Below are 15,747 nucleotides of genomic sequence, written 5' to 3'. Positions count from 1 at the left end.
CTAAAATTATTCTCGAAGTATTGTTATTCAACTAATACAAAAATGATTAAAAAATCATGCTCCAAAAATAAATTTAACAAAACAAATACTATAAATATTACTTTCACATGGGATTACATGTATGACCTTATTAAAACAAAAAGTTGATAGGGCCTCTCTCTCAAAAGAAGAATGAAAAAATTATGCACTGGCGATTGCCACAGAAAACATTAATCAGAAAGCCCTATTTTCGGAATTGTGGGTTGTCTTATTCCTGCTTATTTAGTTTACAAAGTACCTTCATTACACCGTTATAAAGGTGGATCACTGCATTTAATTATCTTTACAGGCATCCTACTTTGTATTTCTCCTTTCTTAAAATTTATGTAATTAAATTAGATATATTAAAGGCTTAACCATGAAATATAACTTTGACGAAATTATAGATAGAAAAAAATACCGATGCTTTAAATTATGATGGTTGGCGCCAATATATTTTTAAAGCAGATAAAGACACGCAATTTACCTTTGCTGATAATGAGTTTATTAGAATGTGGGTCGCGGATATGGACTTCTCTACTCCGCCTGAAATTCTTGATGCCATTAAGGCACGCCTTGATAGAAAAATATTGGGTTATACCAAAGTGTATGATGGAGAGTATTACCAAATATTTAAAGATTGGTGCCAAAGACATTATGATTGGGAAATTGATCCGCATGAAATCGTATTATCACCAGGTATTATTCCTGCATTAAATCGCCTAGTGCCTTTATTAATAAAAGAAGATGAAAGTATCCTTATTCAAACACCTTCTTATACGCCCTTTAAACAAGCAGGTGATTATAACTCTCGCCAAGTGCTCTACTCTGATTTATTAGAAAAAAACGGTGAGTACGCTGTCGATTTTGCCGATATGGAACGCAAAATTAAAGATAACTCGCTCAATATTAAGCTTTTTATTTTATGTAATCCTCAAAACCCAACCGGTAAAGTGTGGACAAAAGAAGAGCTAATTAAGATGGGAAAACTCTGTGTTGAAAATGATATTTGGATAATATCAGATGAAATACATTGTGATTTATTACGTAACGGTGTGACACACATACCTATTGCTAAACTCTTCCCTCATTATGAGAAAATGGTTACCTGTATGGCACCAAGTAAGACATTTAATCTTGCCGGTAATTTAACGTCTCATATTTTTATTAAAAATGAAGAAGTCAAAAAAGAGTGGCTTCGCCTTTATGATGACTTTATTTCACCATTAAGTTTAGTTGCCACAAAAGCAGCTTATTCTCAATGTGATGAATGGCTAAAAGCACTAAGAAGCTATCTTGATGATAATTTTAAATTGGTACAAGAATTTACTCAAACTCATTTTCCAAAAGCAAACTTTAAAATACCTGATTCGACCTATTTAGCATGGATTAATTTGGCAGATTATTTACCTAAAGATATCGATAACCAACAACTTTCACTCTATTTTGCCAATAAGACAGGCATTTTATTAGAAGGTGGAAATATGTTTGTAAGTAATGGAGATAACTATATCCGTATTAACCTTGCTTGCCCTCGTGCCATTCTCAAAGAAGGTTTAGAAAGAATAAAAAATGCCCTTTAATTTTTAATTTATGAGATGAGTAAAAGCCAAGAAGAGCACTACATTTGATCAATTGATTTCCGTGTTTGCTCTTCTTTTTTCCTATTTCAATTGTCTCAAACATTTTATTTAGGATGATTATTTCAACATTTTATCTCTTGATTAATAGACAAGCCCATCACTAATCCTTTTAAAACAACAAGATAATTCATTTTTAGTACTCCATCATGACTTTGTGATTAATTTTCACTGAATCAATACTCACTTTCCCGTACAATCCTCCCATCATTTTTAACCCTATTAAAATTGGGAGAACAGATGGACAAACGTTTTGTTCAGGCCCACAAAGAAGCCCTTTGGGCCCTAATTTTAACTTTTATATATTTGTTGGGTTGGTTAATTACCGCCTATTTACCTGATAACACACTCGGCATTACGGGTTTACCCATTTGGTTTGAGCTCTCATGCTTATTTCTACCTGTTTTGTTTTTTCTGTTGTGCTATCTGATGGTGCGCTACTTTTTCAAAGATATGCCGTTAGGAGATAAGCATGACGATGCAAACTGAGGTCATAGTGCCACTGATTGGCTACCTTCTGCTGGTCTTTCTGCTGTCAGCTTATGCTTACCGTAAGCGCGAAAAAGGTGAGTTTCTTAACGAATATTTTCTTGGTAACCGCTCCATGGGTGGCTTCGTACTAGCCATGACTATCACTGCAACTTATGTCAGTGCAAGCTCCTTTATTGGCGGACCGGGGGCTGCCTATAAATATGGCATTGGTTGGGTATTACTTTCAATGATCCAACTTCCCGCTATCTGGCTCTCATTGGGTGTTTTAGGGAAAAAATTTGCCATTTTAGCGCGCCGTTATAATGCAGTGACCTTAAATGACATGCTCTATGCTCGCTACAAAAGCCGTTTCCTCGTCTGGTTCGCCAGTTTAAGCCTGTTAGTCGCTTTTGTCGGTGCTATGACAGTGCAATTTATTGGCGGAGCACGCTTATTAGAAACTGCAGCAGGCATTCCTTATGAATTCGGCTTGCTGATCTTTGGGATCTCTATTGCGCTATATACGGCAATTGGCGGATTTAGAGCCAGCGTATTAAACGATGCCTTACAAGGTCTTGTGATGCTGCTTGGTACCTTTATTCTTTTGTTTGCCATTATCTATAAAGCAGGTGGATTAGATGTCGCGATACAAAAGCTTAATACCCTCGATCCTGCATTAATCTCTCCCCAAGGTGCTGATGGAATTTTAAGTGGTCCGTTTATGGCATCATTCTGGGTACTTGTCTGTTTTGGTGTTATTGGCTTGCCACATACAGCGGTACGTTGTATTTCTTACAAAGACAGTAAAGCCATGCATAAAGGGATCATAATCGGCACAATCGTCATGTCATTATTAATGTTTGGTATGCACTTTGCTGGCGCATTGGGTCGGGCTATCATTCCTGATCTGACTGTGCCTGATCAAGTTATTCCAACATTAATGGTTGAAGTATTGCCACCTATTGCGGCGGGTATTTTCCTTGCTGCACCTATGGCTGCCATTATGTCGACGATAAATGCACAACTGTTACAATCATCAGCAACCTTGGTCAAAGATCTCTATCTCAATATCGCTCCGCATGCAATCACGAATGAGAAGCGTATCTCTCGTTTATCAAGCCTTTCAACCTTGATTTTAGGTATCTTACTGCTGTTTGCGGCATGGAACCCACCCTCAATGATCATTTGGCTTAACTTACTTGCTTTTGGTGGCCTACAAGCTGTTTTCTTATGGCCTTTAGTTCTTGGGCTTTATTGGGAAAAAGCGAATCGTTATGGTGCTATTGCGGGCATGATCACCGGCGCCATACTCTATGCCACCCTCGCAACTTTTAATATTCAGATAGCTGGATTCCACCCTATTATTCCATCCCTGTTATTGAGCTTAGTCGCATTTCTTGTGGCTAATCGATTTGGAGAGCATACTCTGCCCCAATCAGCATCATTACAGTGAATACGTTTTTAAAGAGACTAATTATGCCTTGGATACAATTAAGACTTAATGCAACCGCCGCTAATGCAGAAGCTATTGGTGATGAATTGGTTGAAAGCGGTGCCGTTTCAGTGACTTTCCAAGATAGTCACGATACCCCTATTTTTGAACCTTTACCGGGTGAAACTCGTCTTTGGGGTGATACTGATGTTATCGGTTTATATGATGCAGAAACTGACATGAAAATCGTTGTGGCGATGTTAGAGAATACGCCATTACTCGGTCAAGGCTTCCTGCACAAAGTTGAGCAACTGGAAGATAAAGATTGGGAACGTGAATGGATGGACAACTTCCACCCGATGCGTTTCGGCGAGCGTTTATGGATTTGCCCAAGCTGGCGTGAAGTGCCAGATCCTAACGCCGTAAACGTCATGCTAGACCCTGGTCTTGCGTTTGGTACTGGTACCCACCCTACTACCTCATTGTGCCTTCAGTGGCTTGATGGTTTGGATTTAGCAGGTAAAACGGTTATCGACTTCGGTTGTGGTTCTGGCATTTTAGCGATTGCGGCATTAAAACTGGGTGCAGCAAGAGCGATTGGTATTGATATCGATCCTCAGGCTATTCAAGCGAGTCGTGATAATGCACAGCGTAATGGCGTTTCTGACGCACTCACACTCTATCTTGCAAAAGACCAGCCAGATAACCTCAGTGCTGATGTCGTCGTCGCGAATATTTTAGCAGGTCCATTACGTGAGCTTGCGCCAGTGATCAGTACACTGCCGCGTCAAGGTGGACACCTAGGTCTTTCTGGGGTGTTAGCGACACAAGCAGAAGGGGTAGCGGCAGCCTATGAAGGACTATTTAGCTTAGATCCTGTTGCTGAAAAAGAAGAGTGGTGTCGTATTACCGGTGTGAAAAAATAACAGTGAACAAATATTAACCAAAATGAGATAATCTTATTACGTTAAAATTTCACTTAATTATTGTTTATCAGGCATTAATCACATTTTTGCCTGATAAACTTTACTGAGTTCCGCTTGTTTATCAATTCAATAGCGTCAATTTTTAATTTTTTAGAAAAACATAACATTATGTTTTTATTGGTTAAATAATCAATTTATAAAAAATCAAGTGTAAACAAGTAACTTTTTTTCGCAATTTGGTTAAACTTTGTCCTTTCATATCTGGCAAAAAATGCGTAATATACGCGCCCTTGCAGTCACAGTTTGGCCCTCTTTTCATCTATGCGAATCGGACAGTATCAGTTAAAAAATTGCCTTATCGCGGCTCCCATGGCTGGCGTTACAGACCGACCTTTTCGGTCACTTTGCTATGATATGGGTGCGGGTATGACAGTTTCTGAAATGCTTTCTTCCAATCCTCAGGTTTGGCAGACAGACAAGTCACGATTACGAATGGTACACAGTGATGAATTAGGGATCCGCTCCGTACAAATTGCAGGAAGTGATCCCGTTGATATGGCGGCTGCTGCGAAAATAAACGCAGATAGTGGCGCTCAAATTATCGACATTAACATGGGTTGCCCTGCAAAAAAGGTGAATAAAAAGCTAGCGGGTTCAGCATTACTTCGTCATCCCGACCTTGTCGCAGAGATCCTCTCTGCTGTGGTTAACGCGGTAGATGTTCCTGTTACTCTCAAGATCCGTACTGGCTGGTCACCTGATGAACGTAACTGTGTAGAGATTGCCAAATTGGCTGAACGTTGTGGTATTCAGGCTCTCACTATTCATGGGCGTACACGCGAGTGTTTGTTCAAAGGGGAAGCCGAATACGACAGCATTCGGACAGTTAAGCAGAGTGTTTCTATTCCCATTATTGCGAATGGAGACATAACAGACCCGCTAAAAGCCAGAGCAGTATTAGACTACACTGGAGCCGATGCTTTGATGATCGGTCGCGCTGCTCAGGGAAGACCCTGGATCTTTCGGGAAATCCAGCACTATCTGGACACAGGTGAGTTGTTGCCCCCTCTGCCGATTGCAGAGGTACAACAAATAATGCAAAAGCATGTGCGTGAGTTGCACGACTTTTACGGTCAAGGCAAAGGAACTCGCATTGCACGCAAGCATGTCTCTTGGTATCTCAAGGAACATGCCCCTGATGACCAGTTTCGGCGCTCCTTCAACGCCATAGAGGATGCCAGCGAACAGCTGGAGGCGTTGGAAGCATATTTCGAAAATTTTTTGCGTAAATAAATAAAAGAGCTGACAGAACTATGTTCGAACAACGCGTAAATTCAGACGTACTAACAGTTGCCACCGTAAATTCACAAGATCAGGTGACCCAAAAACCTTTACGTGACTCAGTTAAACAAGCACTGAAGAACTATTTTGCTCAATTAAACGGTCAAGATGTTAATGACTTATATGAGCTAGTATTGGCTGAAGTTGAACAGCCATTGTTGGACATGGTAATGCAGTACACCCGTGGCAACCAAACGCGTGCAGCGCAAATGATGGGCATTAACCGCGGCACACTGCGTAAGAAACTGAAAAAATACGGCATGAACTGATCCTAGTCAGTTAGGTCTATTTTTATAAAAAGCCTTTTCTGGGTATTTCAGAAAAGGCTTTTTTGTTTTTTTCACACGCTTTCTATAACACTAAAGTAAATATATTATGTTGAGTAGGTTTATTCGCTTTAGTATGTCCAACCCTATTGGGCTTACCACGACATAACGAGTCACTCAATGACCCATAGGCAATTAACCTATCAACAGTTTGAAATAAACGTTATATTTTCTGATGGAAACCCCGTCGGAAATGACTGACAACGTATTCGTTTTGATAATACACCGTCTAAAAATCCTGTTAGATTTTCTGCAATAAATTCTACCTCAGAGGATCTAGATGGAATAATTGCCATGGTCCATAAATTACTATCATTAGATGAAACAACCCAAAAAAGAGTATCGCCATTATCAGTAATACCAATAGGTAAAAGCCCATTACCTTTTGGATACAGAACAAAAGTATAGTAGTCAGGATCGTCATTGATTAATGAATTAAAATCTTCAAGGATCCACACTTTTTGTTGAAAAAAATCAATATACTCATTTTTACTAAAGGGATTAAATAACGTTATAAAATCGGCTATCACGCCTGAACCATATTGTGTAATTAACGCAATATAGTCTTGTGGAAAAGCGTATTTGCCATCAATTAATGGCCATCTCTCTCCTTTTCCATTTTCATAGGGGGATAGAAGGAATAGGTAGTTGCTGATTTAATGCCATTAACATTACTTTCTCACTTGTTTGCAGTCTATTACATCATGTAATTTATGGTATTTTAGAATAAAAATACTCACATTAAAAAGAACATAAACCATGACCACAGCATTACGTACCATTACTTTTATTGATAGCGCTTACCCTAAACCTCATACAATCAAAGAATTTGTTTGGTCTGGTCGATTAGATAAAAATGGACAACTTTGGTTTGATCTTCACCTTAGAAGCGCCGATTACTATTTAAGCGAGGGTAAAGATTATTGTGCTGATAGTGATGATGAAGGATCAGATGATCAGCAAGAATATACCAGCCTTGCACACTGGCAAGATCAAATTGTCTGGGATAATTATCACTGCTGTACACTCTCCTCAACTTATTGGTCTGACGACCAAGGTATTTTACTCAACACAGGAAATGCGCCTTTCGATTTTGATAACTTTGTGACTCATCAATTTAATGTTGATATCGCCCCTCAAATCCATAGTGATGAAGATGAGGATGAAGAATACGCAGAAATCCCTGCTTTTAGTCTTTATTTATTAGGGCATGATGAGTGTACAAAGCATCAAATTACTTTCCAACGTCAATCCAATAATACTTTCCATATTGATTGGACAGGCAAAATCGCACTGACTTACGCGGGTTTTGATGAATTTATCCATCAATTTATTGCCAGATTAGAAAATATTTCTTTTGATGGTTTTTATTTCCCTAAATCATGGGATTTAGATAAAGCGACAGTTGAATTTAAAAAAGTACTTTCTCATTTTGAACACTATGAATTCACATTAATTAACCCTAAAAAGCCAAATTAAACAGTGGAAGCTAAGTTATAGAGGTAAAAACTTATCCATAAAATTATCTATTCTTAGTATCAAGATCGATTTAGATAAACATTTCTTTAATAAGAGATAATGTTTATCTTTATAAATAAACTAAAATTAACATTATCTTTTTATAAGATAGAAAAACATTAGTAATACCAATCTCTTTTTCACATCACTATCTCTTACGCTGTCTAAGCGATTTATTAGTTTTATTTTTAAAATAATGAAACACTCGCCTCTCCATCCCAATAATGCAGATACCCTAGCCCCCCTTTACTGTAAATAACACTTAAATATTCAATATAGCCATTTGTTTATACAGATATTGTCTATACAATAGACAATATTTATGTTTATCAGAGAATTATAATGACTGCCTTACCAAGAAAAAAAACATGGCAGATTATCCTCACTATTATTCTAGTTGGGATAAATTTACGCCCTTTCTTAACCAGCCCCGGCCCTGTTATTGACAATATTATTATTTCAACAGGAATGAGTTATAGCCAAGTCTCGTTACTCACGCTATTACCCATGCTTTTAATGGGCGTAGGTGCACTAATCGTTCCGTTCTTACAGCCTTATATTCAAGTACGTAAAGGACTTTTAGTCGCAATGTTGATGCTTCTTATAGGCTCATTTTCTCGGGCTTATGTTTCTGATGGTAATCAACTATTGCTGACAGCCCTCTTTTGCGGTTTAAGCGTTGCCTATATTCAAGCGGTATTTCCCGGCATTATTAAAGGATGGTTTGGAAATCGAACACCTATTATGATGGGGCTATATTCCGCCATGTTAATGGGAGGTGGTGCACTCGGAGCGCAATTATCCCCTCTTCTTACGGCAAATTATGGCCAGTGGCAAAATGCTTTAGCTTGGTTTGCGCTTCCCGCAGGTTTTGCCTTTATCGCTATTCTTTTTTCAATTCAAAACAGTGTCACCTCTACTAATAAAATATCACTCAATACCTTAATTTGGCGCCCTAGAACAGGATTGCTTATTTTAGGTTTTGGTTGTGTTAATGCAGGTTACGCCTCTGTTGTGGCATGGTTGGCACCTTTCTACCAATCACTAGGAATGCCAAGCGCACAAAGTGGCTCACTTGTCGCCATCCTTTCCCTTTTCCAAGCCTCCGCCGCGTTAATTATTCCTTTCTTAGCAGCTAAAAATCACGATAGACGTTTTTGGCTTACGGTAACATTAATAAGCCAATTTATCGGTTTTGCCGCAATCATGATTATTCCAATGAGTGCTCCTTATCTTTGGAGTATTTTCTTAGGTTGTGGCTTAGGTGGATGTTTTTCCATGATGATGATTGTCGCGCTGGATCATATTCCTGATCCAGCGCAAGCGGGAGCTCTATCAGCCTTAATGCAAGGCGGGGGGTTTATTATTGCCGCGTTTGGCCCATTAGTTGCTGTGCTATTACGCCAGTCGGATGGAAGCTTTACTTATGCATGGGCATTCCATGCTATTTTAGTGATTGTGACTATAGGATTATTTTCAAGATTAAATCCTCGTCATTATGCAAAAGCCTATCCTGCTAATCATCCTACTTAATAGTTCCCTATCTTTAAGACTCCCATAAAATAAGCGCCTTACTTTTTACAAATAAGGCGCTTATCAATGAAATAATCGTACACTACTGATAAAGATAATTAAGCAACAATATGTGTTCCAGTTTCACCTTTTAAGGCAGAAGCTAACTTTTCTGGCGTTGTGATAATAACTCTTTTTCCACCCGCAGCTAAAAATGAGAGGCTAGCTTCAATTTTAGGAAGCATACTCCCTGGAGGAAAATGCCCTTCATGCATATATTGTGTCATTTCTGCAACCGTCGTTTCACCCAACGCTTTTTGTTCTGGTTTGCCGAAATGAATACAGACTTTTTCAACACCTGTGGTGATGATAAGAATATCTGCATGTAATTCTTTGGCGAGCAATGTTGATGACAGATCTTTATCAATAACAGCATCAACACTTTGGTAATTACCATGTTCATTTTTAATAACTGGAATACCACCGCCCCCCACAGCAATCACGATATAACCACACTCTGATAGTGACTTAATTGCCTTAGATTCAATAACATGTTGGGGAATGGGCGAGGCAACTACACGACGATAACCACGACCAGAATCTTCAACAAAGTGCCATTGCGGATTTTCTTGCTTTAATTGCACCATCTCTTGTTCAGAGAAAAATGCACCAATAGGCTTAGTTGGAGAAATAAAATTGGGATCGTTTTTATCAACTTCAACTTGTGTGATAAGGGTAATTGCTTGTGTATTTTGTTCAACACTAAGCTTATTCGTTAACGCTTGTTGTATTAAATAACCAATACCACCTTGTGTATCAGCAACACAGTTGGCTAATGGTGTTAATGGTAAACCTTCTTGCACATGTGCCACTTCGGCGCGACGTAAATCAAGCCCAACTTGTGGCCCGTTACCATGAGTTAATACAATATTGTACCCTTCAGCCACCATATCACTAATATGGGCGGCAACCTCTTGTACTGCTTGTTCTTGATGAGCGATAGACTGGCTAGCATTGTCTTTAATAATACTGTTGCCTCCAATAGCAACCACAACGAGTTCTTTCATATTTCACTCTCAATAATATTATTGGCAATTAAAGTAGAAATAACGCACCTCTACCCTTAGAGGCTGGATTGATAAGGTCACTATATTCGCTAACCATTTTCCCCATTTTTATTTTTAATGAGATAAACATTACCGTATTGAACAATATCTATTCATTAATTGCGCAGGATAATAGCAGAGAATGTAAAGAAAACATCTATTACTCAACGTTTCTCTTATTTAATTTCTGTAAATAGTATTTGAAAGGAAAAGGATAAAAAGCGTTATCAAATATATCGATAACGCCTTATTCAGTAAAAGTACGAGGAAGAGTTAGCGCTTTTTCATTTTGCTATTTGATAAACATCAGGCATATCAGTGATCAGCATATCAACACCCCATTGCTCAAAATCTTTCACTTCTTCAGGATTATTAGGGGTATAACAATAAATTTCATAGCCTGCTTGTTTTAACAATTGGGCTTGTTCTTGCGTAAGATATTTGTAATTACAATGCACACTAAAACCATCAATTGCGTTTAGTGTTTCTAACGCATTATCAGGGATCTCGTCCCATAATTGGCCTCTGCGAATATAAGGCAGGTATCGTTTCATAACGATAAGTGCATGCGTATCAAAAGAAGAAAATAAAATTTGCTCATTCGGAATATCTGCACTTTTTATCATGTCAGAAACGGCTAAGCATAAACGCTCAACATCATCATCAGGCCATGTTTTCAGCTCTATATTAAGCTTTGTTCCTGAACGTTTAATTAGCTGCAATCCTTGTCTTAAAGAAGGAATTTTCTCACCTTGATAGAGTGAACTAAACCAACTTCCCGCATCAAGGCGATGTAAATCATCTAAGGTATGAAAACGCACAGCACCTTGCCCATTCGTGCAACGATTCACTGTTTTATCATGAATAAGCACTGGAACATAATCCGCCGTTAATTGCACATCCGTTTCAATCCATTCGCACCCGAAATCAATCGCCATTTTAAACGCAGCCAATGTATTTTCAGGGGCTTTTCCAGAAAAACCTCGGTGAGCAGCTATCTTCATTTCTCTCTCCTTTTCATTTGTGCCGACATCATGACAACCATTTATGACAGCAATTTGACAGTCATACCATCAATATATCTTCATTTAATTGTCACCCCTTTGTCATAAATAACATTTAGGGTAATTCGAAGATTAGATTGCACCTTTAACTTTCGATTAAAAAGGAAATTCTGCATGTCGATAAAATCAATAACAGGTCTTGCTGTTGCGATGGCGTTATTTACCTCTCCTACACACGCAAAAACACAAATTGAATGGTGGCATGCAATGGGGGGTGCGCTCGGTCAGAAAGTCAATCAAATCGCCTCTGATTTTAATGCCAGTCAATCTGAATATGAGATAAAGCCTGTTTATAAAGGCACTTACGCTGAAACAATGACGAGTGCTGTGGCTTCATTTCGCGCTAAAAACCAACCTGCTATTGTGCAAGTATTCGAAGTGGGTACAGCCAGTATGATGGGAGCTAAAAAAGCTGTTTTTCCTGTTTATCAATTAATGGAAAAAACCAACGAACCTTTTGATCCTAATCGCTATCTTTCTACTGTTACAGGCTATTACACCACTCCTGATGGCAAAATGATGTCACTGCCATTTAATAGTTCCACGCCTGTACTTTATTACAATAAAGCCCTCTTTAAAAAAGCAGGAATAGAACAGCCACCAAAGACATGGAAAGAGATGGAAGCCGTATCTCAAAAACTGCTCGATTCTGGTGTTAAATGTGGATTTACCACCACATGGCAATCATGGACACAAATCGAAAACTTTGGTGCGCGCAATAATTTACCTATTGCGACAAAAAATAACGGCTTCGATGGTTTTGATACCACGTTTCTATTTAATAAAGCACCTTTTGTAGCGCATATTCAACAAATGGCAGATTGGTCTAAATCAGGTATTTTCAAATATGGCGGACGCCAATCGGATGCAATGCCTCTCTTTTATACCCAAGAGTGTGCCATGGTGATGGAATCATCCGCAGGTTTTGCGGGTATTAAAGAGAATATGAAAGGTCTTGATATTGGTGTTAGTCAATTGCCTTACGACGATACTCTCGTACAAGAACCAGCAAATACGCTTATTGGCGGGGCATCGTTATGGGTTATGTCAGGGCGCCCAGATGCCGAATATAACGGCGTTGCCAAATTCTTCACCTATCTTTCAAGCCCTGAAGTGCAAGCCGATTGGCACCAAGCAACAGGTTATTTACCAATCACTAAAGCAGCTTATGCATTAACACAGCAGCAAGGTTTTTATCAGAAAAACCCTGGGGCTGATACCGCAATATTACAAATGACAACGTCAGAGCCTACCGCAAATTCAAAAGGATTACGTTTTGGTAATTTTCTGCAAACACGAGAAATTGTTGATGAAGAGTTAGAGAAAGTCTGGTCAGGGAAACAGAGTGCTCAAGTTGCGTTAGATAATGCAGTTACACGTGGAAATGAGCAATTACGCCGTTTTGAACGTACTCAGCAATAGTCACTTAGATTAGGCGAGCAAAATAGCTCGCCTTCTGTTTTTATCGATTTACTGGATATAGTATGGCATCTCAATCCATTTATTTTAAACAAAAAGGGTTACCACTAGCGCTGATTTTCCCCCAATTAGCTATCACGCTTATCTTTTTTATTTGGCCTGCTGGACAAGCTTTCTTTCAGTCATTTCAATTAGAAGATGCATTTGGGCTTAGTCGAGAATTTGTTGGTTTTGAAAATTTCCAGCGACTTTTTAGCAATCGTTATTACTTTGATAGCTTGGTCACGACACTTCTTTTCAGTATCAGTGTCGTATTTTTATCAATGTTATTAGCACTTGTTTTGGCAGGCATTGCTGAGCAAATTTTGCGAGGTAAACTTTTTTATCGCACTATATTAATTTCACCCTATGCTATTGCGCCGGTTATTGCGGGTTTTCTTTGGTTATTTATGCTTGATCCCACGATTGGTGTATTAAGCCAACAATTAAAAAAAATAGGCATTAATTGGGATCCTGTACTTAATACACATCACGCTATGTGGATGGTGATCTTAACAGCGACATGGAAACAAGTGAGTTATAACTTTCTATTTTTCCTCGCCGCATTGCAATCTGTCCCTAAATCTCTTTTAGAAGCCGCAGCTATCGATGGTAGTGGCCCTATTAAGCGCTTTATGACTATCAGTCTCCCTTTAATTTCTCCCACTACATTTTTCTTACTTGTGGTTAATTTTGCTTATGCCTTTTTTGATACGTTTGCCATTATCCATGCGATGACACAAGGTGGTCCAGGGAGTAGTACATCAACGCTCGTTTATAAAGTCTATAACGATGGTTTCGTCGGATTAGATTTAGGCTCTTCCGCCGCACAATCCGTTATTTTGATGTTTATTGTCGCGATATTAACCATTATTCAATTTCGTTATGTTGAGAAAAAGGTGGCTTACTGATGGTTGAACGTAGACCTTTATTTCATGCTTTCTGCCATTTTATTCTTATTATCGGCATACTTTCTGTTGCGTTCCCTATCTGGATTGCACTTGTGGCAACAACACATCAAAACACCGAATTTGCCACTGGTTCTCCCCTTTGGTTTGGTACTGAAGGCATGACAATTTTTAAATCGGTATTTTTACAGGCAGGCACCACACAAAATAGCGCCATTTCAATTAATAGTATGTTATTGAATTCATTGATTATGGCAGTGGTGATCACCATAGGGAAATTAACAATCTCGATTTTATCCGCCTACGCCGTCGTTTTCTTTCGATTTCCGGGAAGAATGCTCGCCTTTTGGACTATCTTTTTTACGTTGATGTTGCCTGTTGAAGTCCGCATTATGCCGACATTTGAGGTAGTTACGGATCTCAATGTGTTGAATTCTTACGCAGGTTTAACCATTCCATTAATTGCCAGCGCCACAGCCACTTTTTTATTTCGCCAATTTTTTCTTACTATTACTCCTGAATTAATTGAAGCTGCTAAAATTGATGGCGCTGTCCTATTAAGTTCTTTTTTACTATTTTACTTCCTCTTTCTCGCACCAATATCGCCGCCCTATTTGTTATCACTTTTATTTATGGCTGGAACCAATATCTTTGGCCAATGTTGATCACAACAGATACTCACTACTACACCATTGTAATGGGCATTAAACAGATGGTTGCGGTTTCTGATGGTGTTGTTGAATGGAATAAGATCATGGCGACCACGTTAATTGCAATGTTGCCTCCCGTCCTGATTGTCATTTTGATGCAAAGCGCCTTTGTTAAAGGTTTTATTGATACGGAGAAATAGCATGACAACCGTCACTCTCACAAATTTAGAAAAGTGTTACCCAAATGGCCATCAAGCCATTTCAAAAATAAATCTTTCTATTGAGCAAGGTGAAATGGTGGTATTAGTTGGTCCAAGTGGTTGTGGTAAATCAACTTTACTACGAATGATTGCAGGATTAGAAACCATTACACAAGGTGATTTATTTATTGATAATTTACGGGTTAATGAGTATGAGCCTAGTGAACGTGATATTGCCATGGTGTTTCAAAACTATGCCCTTTATCCTCATATGTCAGTTTATAACAATATGGCATATGGTTTACGTAATCGAAAAACACCCAAAACCAAGATTGAAGAGCTCGTTACAAATGCGGCTAAAATGCTTGAAATCAGCCATTTACTTGATAGAAAACCTAAAGAACTGTCAGGTGGGCAACGTCAACGTGTCGCGATGGGCAGAGCCATTGTTCGTGATCCTAAAGTCTTTTTTATTTGATGAGCCCCTTTCTAATCTTGATGCTAAATTACGGGTTCAAATGCGTTTGGAGATCAAAAAATTACAGCGAAAACTTTCCACAACATCGATTTATGTAACGCACGATCAGGTAGAAGCGATGACATTAGCCGATAAACTGGTGGTTTTAAATCAAGGAAATATAGAGCAAGTAGGCACGCCGTTAGATATTTATGAAAGCCCAGCCTCTGTGTTTGTGGCGACATTTATGGGTTCTCCAGCAATGAATATCTTAGATGTCACGATTAATTATAATGTGATTGAAATCGCGGATGGGCATATTGCCGTTTCACCTCAGCATTTTTCTTCTCAAACCATTAAATTAGGTTTACGTCCTGAACATTTAATGATTAGCCATCAACATCCTCTTTTTCATGTTGATGTTGAATTTATTGAAGCTCTCGGTGCAGATGTTTTAATTTATGCCACAACGTGCGATAAACAAAAACAACCTCTTGTTATTCGTGCGCCAAACGACCACGGCGTGAAAATTGGCAATAAAATAGGCCTTACGATTCATCCTGAAAATCTCCATTTTTTCAATCAACAATCAGGGAAACGTATGAATCGCCCTTTGATGCTTATCAGTGAATTAATGGTTTCATAAGACTTTGATATCACTTTATTCACTTTCAGTTTAATCTGAATAGCGGTGTTTTAAACATCGCTGTTTATTTACCA

The 15,747-nt window shown here is 38.7% G+C and carries 13 protein-coding genes and 3 pseudogenes; 13 read left to right on the top strand and 3 right to left on the bottom strand.

Annotation, left to right across the window (positions count from 1 at the left end):
* Nucleotides 1-219: 219 nt before the first annotated feature.
* The 7 genes and pseudogenes from BHE89_RS26155 to fis all read left to right on the top strand — a co-directional run.
* Nucleotides 220-369: pseudogene (locus BHE89_RS26155) on the top strand (hypothetical protein); the annotation flags it as partial.
* A 161-nt stretch (nucleotides 370-530) separates the two neighbouring features.
* Nucleotides 531-1,601: a MalY/PatB family protein gene (locus BHE89_RS16315; RefSeq protein ID WP_286146228.1), complete on the top strand. Its 1,071-nt coding sequence runs from the start codon at nucleotides 531-533 to the stop codon at nucleotides 1,599-1,601.
* A gap of 297 nt (nucleotides 1,602-1,898) precedes the next feature.
* Entirely contained in the window at nucleotides 1,899-2,147 is a 249-nt protein-coding gene (locus tag BHE89_RS16310) for a YhdT family protein (RefSeq protein ID WP_069368386.1), read from the top strand.
* Nucleotides 2,137-3,582 (top strand): sodium/pantothenate symporter, encoded by a 1,446-nt coding sequence (gene panF / locus BHE89_RS16305; protein WP_069368409.1) that lies wholly within the window; start codon nucleotides 2,137-2,139, stop codon nucleotides 3,580-3,582. The genes BHE89_RS16310 and panF overlap by 11 nt, the downstream gene beginning before the upstream one ends.
* A 23-nt stretch (nucleotides 3,583-3,605) precedes the next feature.
* Nucleotides 3,606-4,487: a 50S ribosomal protein L11 methyltransferase gene (gene prmA, locus BHE89_RS16300; RefSeq protein ID WP_069368387.1), complete on the top strand. Its 882-nt coding sequence runs from the start codon at nucleotides 3,606-3,608 to the stop codon at nucleotides 4,485-4,487.
* 321 nt (nucleotides 4,488-4,808) lie between these two features.
* Nucleotides 4,809-5,780, top strand: coding sequence for a tRNA dihydrouridine synthase DusB (dusB, locus tag BHE89_RS16295; protein ID WP_069368388.1), 972 nt, complete (start codon nucleotides 4,809-4,811; stop codon nucleotides 5,778-5,780).
* 20 nt (nucleotides 5,781-5,800) lie between these two features.
* Complete coding sequence (gene fis, locus BHE89_RS16290; protein WP_004245342.1) at nucleotides 5,801-6,097, top strand: DNA-binding transcriptional regulator Fis; 297 nt, start codon at nucleotides 5,801-5,803, stop codon at nucleotides 6,095-6,097.
* A gap of 200 nt (nucleotides 6,098-6,297) precedes the next feature.
* Here the strand turns inward: fis and BHE89_RS16285 are convergent, their stop codons facing one another.
* On the bottom strand, nucleotides 6,298-6,684 hold the full coding sequence (locus BHE89_RS16285; protein WP_286146227.1) for an SMI1/KNR4 family protein: 387 nt from the start codon (nucleotides 6,682-6,684) through the stop codon (nucleotides 6,298-6,300).
* 229 nt (nucleotides 6,685-6,913) lie between these two features.
* On the opposite strand from BHE89_RS16285, the gene BHE89_RS16280 reads away from it, so the two are divergent.
* Together BHE89_RS16280 and BHE89_RS16275 are read left to right on the top strand one after the other, a co-directional pair.
* Complete coding sequence (locus tag BHE89_RS16280; RefSeq protein ID WP_128860632.1) at nucleotides 6,914-7,633, top strand: hypothetical protein; 720 nt, start codon at nucleotides 6,914-6,916, stop codon at nucleotides 7,631-7,633.
* A 381-nt stretch (nucleotides 7,634-8,014) separates the two neighbouring features.
* Entirely contained in the window at nucleotides 8,015-9,205 is a 1,191-nt protein-coding gene (locus BHE89_RS16275) for a cyanate transporter (protein ID WP_069368390.1), read from the top strand.
* Between the two features lie 98 nt (nucleotides 9,206-9,303).
* Here the strand turns inward: BHE89_RS16275 and BHE89_RS16270 are convergent, their stop codons facing one another.
* Both BHE89_RS16270 and BHE89_RS16265 read right to left on the bottom strand, forming a co-directional pair.
* Nucleotides 9,304-10,251, bottom strand: a complete 948-nt coding sequence (locus BHE89_RS16270) for a carbamate kinase family protein (RefSeq protein WP_069368391.1) — start codon at nucleotides 10,249-10,251, stop codon at nucleotides 9,304-9,306.
* A gap of 323 nt (nucleotides 10,252-10,574) precedes the next feature.
* Entirely contained in the window at nucleotides 10,575-11,294 is a 720-nt protein-coding gene (locus BHE89_RS16265; RefSeq protein ID WP_069368392.1) for a glycerophosphodiester phosphodiesterase family protein, read from the bottom strand.
* Between the two features lie 174 nt (nucleotides 11,295-11,468).
* Between BHE89_RS16265 and ugpB the strand changes: the two genes are divergently transcribed.
* The 4 genes and pseudogenes from ugpB to BHE89_RS16245 all read left to right on the top strand — a co-directional run bounded on the left by ugpB (nucleotide 11,469) and on the right by BHE89_RS16245 (nucleotide 15,673).
* Nucleotides 11,469-12,776 carry a sn-glycerol-3-phosphate ABC transporter substrate-binding protein UgpB gene (ugpB, locus tag BHE89_RS16260; protein WP_069368393.1) on the top strand — a complete coding sequence of 436 codons (1,308 nt, stop codon included), beginning with the start codon at nucleotides 11,469-11,471 and terminating at the stop codon, nucleotides 12,774-12,776.
* 62 nt (nucleotides 12,777-12,838) lie between these two features.
* Nucleotides 12,839-13,723 (top strand): sn-glycerol-3-phosphate ABC transporter permease UgpA, encoded by an 885-nt coding sequence (gene ugpA, locus BHE89_RS16255; RefSeq protein ID WP_069368394.1) that lies wholly within the window; start codon nucleotides 12,839-12,841, stop codon nucleotides 13,721-13,723.
* Nucleotides 13,723-14,570: pseudogene (ugpE, locus tag BHE89_RS16250) on the top strand (sn-glycerol-3-phosphate ABC transporter permease UgpE). The gene ugpA and the pseudogene ugpE overlap by 1 nt, the downstream one beginning before the upstream one ends.
* Before the next feature lies 1 nt (nucleotide 14,571).
* Nucleotides 14,572-15,673, top strand: a pseudogene (locus tag BHE89_RS16245) (sn-glycerol-3-phosphate import ATP-binding protein UgpC).
* Nucleotides 15,674-15,747: the final 74 nt, after the last annotated feature.

Source organism: Shigella sp. FC1967 (assembly GCF_001743005.1).
Taxonomy (GTDB): Bacteria; Pseudomonadota; Gammaproteobacteria; order Enterobacterales; family Enterobacteriaceae; genus Proteus.
Note: the sequence above shows the minus strand (reverse complement) of the source record. Positions and strands in the feature narration are given on the sequence as shown.

Excerpts from the sequence above, each read along its gene's own strand:
- dusB (WP_069368388.1), top strand. The coding sequence starts at position 4,809 with ATGCGAATCGGACAGTATCAGTTAAAAAATTGCCTTATCGCGGCTCCC.
- BHE89_RS16315 (WP_286146228.1), top strand. The coding sequence starts at position 531 with ATGTGGGTCGCGGATATGGACTTCTCTACTCCGCCTGAAATTCTTGAT.
- BHE89_RS16310 (WP_069368386.1), top strand. The coding sequence starts at position 1,899 with ATGGACAAACGTTTTGTTCAGGCCCACAAAGAAGCCCTTTGGGCCCTA.
- BHE89_RS16265 (WP_069368392.1), bottom strand. The coding sequence starts at position 11,294 with ATGAAGATAGCTGCTCACCGAGGTTTTTCTGGAAAAGCCCCTGAAAAT.
- panF (WP_069368409.1), top strand. The coding sequence starts at position 2,137 with ATGCAAACTGAGGTCATAGTGCCACTGATTGGCTACCTTCTGCTGGTC.
- ugpA (WP_069368394.1), top strand. The coding sequence starts at position 12,839 with ATGGCATCTCAATCCATTTATTTTAAACAAAAAGGGTTACCACTAGCG.
- BHE89_RS16270 (WP_069368391.1), bottom strand. The coding sequence starts at position 10,251 with ATGAAAGAACTCGTTGTGGTTGCTATTGGAGGCAACAGTATTATTAAA.
- BHE89_RS16280 (WP_128860632.1), top strand. The coding sequence starts at position 6,914 with ATGACCACAGCATTACGTACCATTACTTTTATTGATAGCGCTTACCCT.
- ugpB (WP_069368393.1), top strand. The coding sequence starts at position 11,469 with ATGTCGATAAAATCAATAACAGGTCTTGCTGTTGCGATGGCGTTATTT.
- prmA (WP_069368387.1), top strand. The coding sequence starts at position 3,606 with ATGCCTTGGATACAATTAAGACTTAATGCAACCGCCGCTAATGCAGAA.
- fis (WP_004245342.1), top strand. The coding sequence starts at position 5,801 with ATGTTCGAACAACGCGTAAATTCAGACGTACTAACAGTTGCCACCGTA.
- BHE89_RS16275 (WP_069368390.1), top strand. The coding sequence starts at position 8,015 with ATGACTGCCTTACCAAGAAAAAAAACATGGCAGATTATCCTCACTATT.